This window comes from Gemmatimonadales bacterium (assembly GCA_035502185.1).
GTDB lineage: Bacteria > Gemmatimonadota > Gemmatimonadetes > Gemmatimonadales > JACORV01 > Fen-1245.
In genome coordinates, this window is the sequence record DATJUT010000080.1 from 1 (window position 1) to 5,993 (window position 5,993).

Genomic DNA, 5,993 nt, shown 5'->3' on the forward strand with positions numbered 1-5,993 from the left:
GAACGCGTCCCGCACGATGCCGCCGAGCTCCCGAAGGTCGAGCGGCTCGCCGCGGAAGGTGCGGTAATCCGGCAGCGCCGTGCCGTGGCGCCACAGGAAGACCACGCCGCCGGCCAGCACGACGGCCGCCGCGAGCAGCACCCCGCCGCGCAGCAGATTGCCCACGGCGCGCTGGACGTCTGCGTCCTTCACGTTCCGCCACGGAGCGCGCACGCTACCGGCCCCCCGCCACGCCCTTGTAGATCATCTCGACCGCGACGGCCACGAGGGCGACGGCGAACAGCAGCCTGAGGCGGTCGGTCCGCGCCCCGAAGAGCAGCCGCGCTCCGACGAGCGACCCGGCGAGGACGCCGAGCATGACCGGCATCGCGAGGCCCGGGTCCACGTAGCCGTGGCGCAGGTAGATGCCGGCGCTCGCCGCGGCGGTGACGCCGATCATGAAGTTGCTGGTGGCCGTGGACACCTTGAACGGCAGGTACATCACCTGGTCCATCGCCAGCACCTTGACGGCGCCCGAGCCGATGCCCAGCAGCCCCGACAGCACGCCCGCCACCCACATCAGCGCGAACCCGCCCGGCACGTGGCGCACGCGATAGCGCACCGGCCCGCCCGCCGTGGGGTACTCCGAATCCAGCCGCAGCCGCGAGGCCAGGGGGTCCGGCGGCAGGGCGGCCGTCAGGTGCTCGGCGTGGGGACGCGTGGTGAGGTACGCCGAGACCAGCAGCACCAGCCCGAACAGGATGATCAGCGCGCGGGTGGGGAGCACGGTGGTCAGCGAGGCGCCCACGAGCGCGCCTACCACCGTGGCGATCTCCAGCAGCATGCCGACGCGGAGATTGGTGAACCCCTCCTTCACGTAGGCCGCCGCAGCGCCGGAGCTGGTGGCGATGATCGAGATCAGCGAGGCGCCGATGGCGTAGCGGATGTCGGCGCCGAAGACCAGCGTCAGCACCGGGGTGATGATGAACCCGCCGCCCAGGCCCGTGAGGGAACCCAGGAAGCCGGCGCAGAACGCCGCCGCCGCGATGGTACCGCCGAAGACGAGGGTGTTCAAACTTCGACTCGCGCGGTGTACTCTAACCTGTCCGCATCATTCGCACACAAGGGGTACGCATGTCGGCTGGCCGCGACGTAGAGGACGTCGTCATCGCCGGAGCCGGGCCCATCGGGCTCGCCTGCGCCATTTCCGCCAAGCAGCACGGCGCCGATCCGCTCGTGGTGGACGCCGGCTCCGTGGTCAACTCGGTCGTCCACTATCCGGTGGGCATGACGTTCTTCACCACGCCCGACCTGCTGGAGATCGGCGGCCACCCGCTGGCGTGCGCGGGGCAGAAACCGACGCGCGAGGAGACGCTCAAGTACTACCGCGGCGTGGTCCGCTCCGAGGGCCTGCGCGTCCGGACGTACACCACGCTGGAGAGCGCGGTCCGGGAAGGGGACCTGCTCGTGTGCGCGCTGCGCGACCGGCACGAGTCGTACCGGCAGCCGTGCCGGCGGCTCGTGCTCGCCACGGGCTACTACGACCACGCCAACCTGCTGGGCGTGCCCGGCGAGCAGCTGCCCCACGTCAGCCATCGCTTCGACGAGGCGCACCGGTCCTTCGGGCTCGACGTCGTCGTGATCGGAGGGAAGAACTCCGCCATCGAGGCCGCCCTGGAGCTCTACCGGGCCGGGGCGCGGGTCACCCTGGTCTACCGGCGCCCGGAGTTCAAGCCCACGGTCAAGTACTGGCTCAAGCCCGACATCGAAAATCGCATCAAGGCGGGCGAGATCGCGGCGCGGCTCGGCGCCGAGGTGCTCGCCATCGACGACCGGGCGGTCGCGATCCGCGTTGCCCACGGCCGCGAGGAGCGCCTGCCGTCGGACCGCGTGTACGCCTTGACCGGCTATCACCCCGACTTCGACCTGTTCCGGCGCGTCGGCATCGCGGTGGACGAATCCACCGGGCGCCCGCAGTGCGACCCGGAGACGCTGGAGACCAACGTGCCCGGCGTGCACCTCGCGGGCAGCATCACGGCCGGCCGCGCCACGTCCGAGATCTTCATCGAGAACGGCCGGTTCGACGGCGAGCGGATCTTCGGCGCGGCGCCCGCGCGAAACCCCAGGACCGGGAGCGCGTAGGGCCAGCCGGAGCCCCGCACCGGGAGGTCGTCGTGCGCCCGTCGTTCCGCGTGCTGCTCGTCGCAGCCGCTCTCGGCAGCATCCCTTCCCTGCTCGCCGCGCAGGACTCGTCCGACACCGCCGATACGCCCGGCCACTGGAGCCTCGACGTCCCGGTCCGCGGCTACGGCATTTCCTTCGGCAATGCGGCCCGGTTCACCGGGATCCGGTTCAACTGGCAGGACGCGGGACTCGATCGCATCACCGGCATCAACATCACGCTGTGGAAGCCGGGCCAGCCCGTGACCGGCACGGTCAACGGCCTCTCACTCGGCATCGCGGGCCCCGCGGCCGGCGAGCTGAACGGCATCTCGATCGGGGTGGCCGGCGTCGTCGCCCGGCGGCGCGCCCGCTGGATCACGATCGGCGGGCTCGGCGTCGTCTCGCAGGGTGGGCTCGACGGACTGACCCTGGCGGGACTCGGCGTCGTCGCCCAGGGCTCGATGCGCGGGATCGACCTCTCGGGTCTCGGAACGGTGTCGCAGGGCGGAATGAGCGGCGTGAGCGTGGCCGGCCTCGGCGTGGTGTCGCAGGGCTCGATGACCGGCCTCGGCCTGGCGGGGCTCGGCGTGGTCTCGCAGGGCAGCATGGCGGGCCTGTTCGCCTCCGGGCTCGGCACCGTCTCGCAGGGCAACCTCGACGGCGCCAGCCTCAGCGGCATGGCGTCCGTCGCCCAGGGCGACGTGCGGGGAGCGCACCTCGCGGGCCTCGCCCTCGTGGCGCAGGGCGAGGTCACGGGCATCACGGCGAGCGGGCTCGCCACGGTCGCCCAGGGCGACGTGAGCGGTCTCAACGTGGGCGGGCTGGTGGTCGTCGCGCAGGGCCGGACCCGCGGCATCACAGTGGGCGGCCTCGCGGTGGTGGCCGAGCGAGGCACCAACGGCCTCACCGCGGCGGCCTATCAGGTCCGCACGCGGCGCGCGGCCGGCATCACCTTCGCCGGGATCAACCTCAAGACCTCGGGGATGAGCGGCCTGTCGGTGAGCGCCTTCAACCAGGTGCGCGGCGTCCAGCGCGGTCTCAGCATCGGCCTGCTCAACTACGCGCGCGAGCTGCACGGCCTCGAGATCGGCCTGCTGAACATCGCCCGCAACAACCGGCCGCCCTTCGAGGTGCTGCCCCTGTTCAACCTGCACGGCCGCTGACGGCCGCGCCGCGAGGGCTCAGAACAGCCGGGACACCAGGCGCACGAGCCACGTCAGGCCCATCAGAGGGATGGGCAACAGCGTGAGGCCGACCGCGAAGCTCATCCCCTGGCGGAACAGCGCCGGCCCCGCGTCGGGGGCCTGCTCCTTCCACACGGCCCGCATCCCCAGCTCGGCCAGCCACCCCAGGCAATAGCCGAGATTCGCCATCACCGCGTAAACTACGACGCCGCGCCACACGAACACGGGCCCGGGCACGCCGGGCGGCAATACGGTGAACAGGCCCAGGAACCCCAGGGTCACGAGCCCGGCGCCGCCCACCGCGACGTTGTACGTGAGCCGCCGCGACTCCCACCAGCGCAGCAGCGACGCCGGGGTACGCCGGTAGTCCGGCAGGGGGAAGAGGATGCGGGTGAGTGCCGACATGTCGTGCCTCGCGGCTCCGGTCGCGGTGAAGATGCACGGTGGACTCTGGATTGACAAGTACTTTGTAGTATGAAGTTCGTAGCCTAGGGCGGAAGGAGGAAGCGCCGAGTGACGCGACCGGGCGTGGTCGGGGACGAGGACACCAGGGATCTCGGGTTCGGGACGATCGTCTCCCAGGAGAGCCGGCAGCGGCTCCTGAACCGGGACGGCTCCTTCAACGTGGCGCGCCGCGGCCTGCGGCTCGGCTCGTCCCTCAGCCCCTACCACCTGCTGCTGACCACGTCGTGGACGCGGTTCATGGGGATGGTCGCGGGCTCGTACGTGGTGCTGAACGGCGTGTTCGCGCTGGGCTTCCTGGCGTGCGGCCCCGGGGGCCTTTCGGGCGGCGAGGGCACGGGCTTCGCGCGGGCGTTCTTCTTCAGCGTCGAGACCTTCTCGACGATCGGCTACGGCAACGTCGGCCCGGTGGGGCTCACGGCGAACCTCGTGGTCACGGTCGAGGCGCTGGTGGGCCTCCTGTGGCTGGCGCTGGCCACCGGGCTCCTGTTCGCGCGCTTCTCGCGGCCCACGGCCAAGGTGCTGTTCAGCCGCACCGCGGTGATCGCGCCCTATCGCGGCATCACGGCCTTCGAGTTCCGGATCGCGAACGCGCGCACCAGCCAGATCATCGAGCTCCGGGCCACGGTGATGTTCGCGCGGTTCGAGGACGTGAACGGGCGCCGCCTGCGCCGGTACTACCCGCTGGAGCTGGAGCGCAGCTCGGTCGTCTTCTTCCCGCTGTCGTGGACCATCGTGCACCCGATCACCGACGCGAGCCCGTTGAAGGGGCTCACGCGCGACGACCTGCGCCGGTGCGAGGGCGAGTTCCTGGTCCTGCTGGCGGGCGTCGAGGAGACGTTCGCGCAGACGGTGCACGCGCGCTCCTCCTACAAGTGGGACGAGATCGTCTGGGGCGCGAAGTTCAGCGACATCCTGGACCATCCCCGCGGCGACGAGGTGATGACCATGGACGTGGGCCGCCTCCACGCCATCGAGCCCGCGAACTAGGCCGGCGCCACGACCCCCTGGGTATCGCTCCTCATCCTCGCCAACGTGGCGATGCTGCTCATCGAGCAGGTCGCCCCGGGCCTCGTGCAGGCCCTCGTGCTGGTGCCGGCGTTCATCGTGGTGCGGCCGTGGACGGTCGTCAGCTACATGTTCCTGCACGCCGGCTTCTCGCACCTCTTCTGGAACATGGTGGCGCTGTACTTCTTCGGGCCGCGGCTCGAGGCGCGGCTCGGCGGCCGCCGTTTCCTCGCGCTGTACTTCGTCAGCGGGATCGCGGGCGCGCTCGCCTCGCTGGTGACGCCGACCGCGGCGATCATCGGCGCGTCGGGAGCCATCTTCGGCGTGATGCTCGGCTACGCGACCTTCTGGCCGCGCGATCCGATCTACCTCTTCTTCGTGCTGCGCATCGAGGCTCGCTGGCTGGTGCTGCTGATGACGATGATGGCATTGTACCAGGGACTCGCCGGGCAGTCCGGGATCGCGAACTTCGCGCACCTGGGCGGGTTCGCCGGCGGCTGGCTGTACCTGCGGTGGCTGGACCTGCGCTCGCCCGCCGCACGGTTCCGTTCCAGGGCGGCGGCGCCGCCGCGCACCTCGGGCGCGGACGTCGAGCGCTGGAAACGCATCCGGCCCGACGCGCTGCACCCCGTCAATCGCGAGGAGTACGAGCGGGTGATGGCCAAGGTGGCGCTCGCCGGCAGTGCGAGCCTGACGCCCGACGAGCGCGCGTTCCTCGACCGCTTCAGCGTCCAGTAGGCATGGGAGGACGTGTCATGATCGGCACCCGCTGCACCCTGCCGGCCCTCGCGCTGGCGTCCCTGGCCCTCGCCGTGCGGCTTCCGGCGCAGGCCGCGCCGGCGGAGCCGCCCGTGCGCGGCTTCCCCACCGCGCTGCTCGCCGCCGAGCGGGCGCGGGAGGACGCGCTCCGCGCCGTGCCGAGTGCCGACACGCTGCGGGCGCAGCTCGTCGCGTTGAGCGCCTTCCCGCACGAGGCGGGCACCGAGCGAAGCCATCGCGTGGCGGAGACGATCCTCGCCCGGTTCCGCGCGTTCGGGCTCGACGCCCGCATCGAGCAGTTCGAGGCCTTGATGCCGCGCCCCGTGACGCGCTCCCTCGAGCTGCTCGGGCCCGAGCACTACACCGCGCTGCTCAAGGAGCCCGCGGTGGCGGGCGACCCGACGTCCGGCCAGGCCGACCAGCTGCCGAGCTTCAACG

At 71.6% G+C, this 5,993-nt stretch carries 8 protein-coding genes; 5 read left to right on the plus strand and 3 right to left on the minus strand.

What is annotated here, in order from left to right; translation table 11 throughout:
• Both VMF70_10820 and VMF70_10825 read right to left on the minus strand, forming a co-directional pair.
• On the minus strand, nt 1-192 hold a 192-nt coding region (locus VMF70_10820), incomplete at its 3' end, for a DUF1634 domain-containing protein (GenBank protein ID HTT68512.1).
• A gap of 22 nt (nt 193-214) precedes the next feature.
• Nucleotides 215-1,054: a sulfite exporter TauE/SafE family protein gene (locus VMF70_10825; GenBank protein HTT68513.1), complete on the minus strand. Its 840-nt coding sequence runs from the start codon at nt 1,052-1,054 to the stop codon at nt 215-217.
• A 59-nt stretch (nt 1,055-1,113) separates the two neighbouring features.
• Between VMF70_10825 and VMF70_10830 the strand changes: the two genes are divergently transcribed.
• Nucleotides 1,114-2,121, plus strand: coding sequence for a YpdA family putative bacillithiol disulfide reductase (locus tag VMF70_10830; protein HTT68514.1), 1,008 nt, complete (start codon nt 1,114-1,116; stop codon nt 2,119-2,121).
• 32 nt (nt 2,122-2,153) lie between these two features.
• Nucleotides 2,154-3,305: a hypothetical protein gene (locus tag VMF70_10835; protein HTT68515.1), complete on the plus strand. Its 1,152-nt coding sequence runs from the start codon at nt 2,154-2,156 to the stop codon at nt 3,303-3,305.
• Between the two features lie 18 nt (nt 3,306-3,323).
• On the opposite strand, the gene VMF70_10840 is transcribed toward VMF70_10835, so the two are convergent.
• Nucleotides 3,324-3,731 (minus strand): hypothetical protein, encoded by a 408-nt coding sequence (locus VMF70_10840; protein ID HTT68516.1) that lies wholly within the window; start codon nt 3,729-3,731, stop codon nt 3,324-3,326.
• Between the two features lie 108 nt (nt 3,732-3,839).
• Between VMF70_10840 and VMF70_10845 the strand changes: the two genes are divergently transcribed.
• From VMF70_10845 to VMF70_10855, 3 genes are all read left to right on the plus strand, one after another.
• The gene (locus tag VMF70_10845; protein ID HTT68517.1) at nt 3,840-4,778 is read left to right on the plus strand and encodes an ion channel; all 939 of its coding nucleotides are present in this window, start codon (nt 3,840-3,842) and stop codon (nt 4,776-4,778) included.
• 51 nt (nt 4,779-4,829) lie between these two features.
• Nucleotides 4,830-5,534, plus strand: coding sequence for a rhomboid family intramembrane serine protease (locus VMF70_10850; GenBank protein HTT68518.1), 705 nt, complete (start codon nt 4,830-4,832; stop codon nt 5,532-5,534).
• A 17-nt stretch (nt 5,535-5,551) separates the two neighbouring features.
• Nucleotides 5,552-5,993: hypothetical protein (locus tag VMF70_10855; protein HTT68519.1), on the plus strand; the 442-nt coding region annotated here is incomplete at its 3' end.

Excerpts from the sequence above, each read along its gene's own strand:
- VMF70_10850 (HTT68518.1), top strand. The coding sequence starts at position 4,830 with ATGCTGCTCATCGAGCAGGTCGCCCCGGGCCTCGTGCAGGCCCTCGTG.
- VMF70_10830 (HTT68514.1), top strand. The coding sequence starts at position 1,114 with ATGTCGGCTGGCCGCGACGTAGAGGACGTCGTCATCGCCGGAGCCGGG.
- VMF70_10840 (HTT68516.1), bottom strand. The coding sequence starts at position 3,731 with ATGTCGGCACTCACCCGCATCCTCTTCCCCCTGCCGGACTACCGGCGT.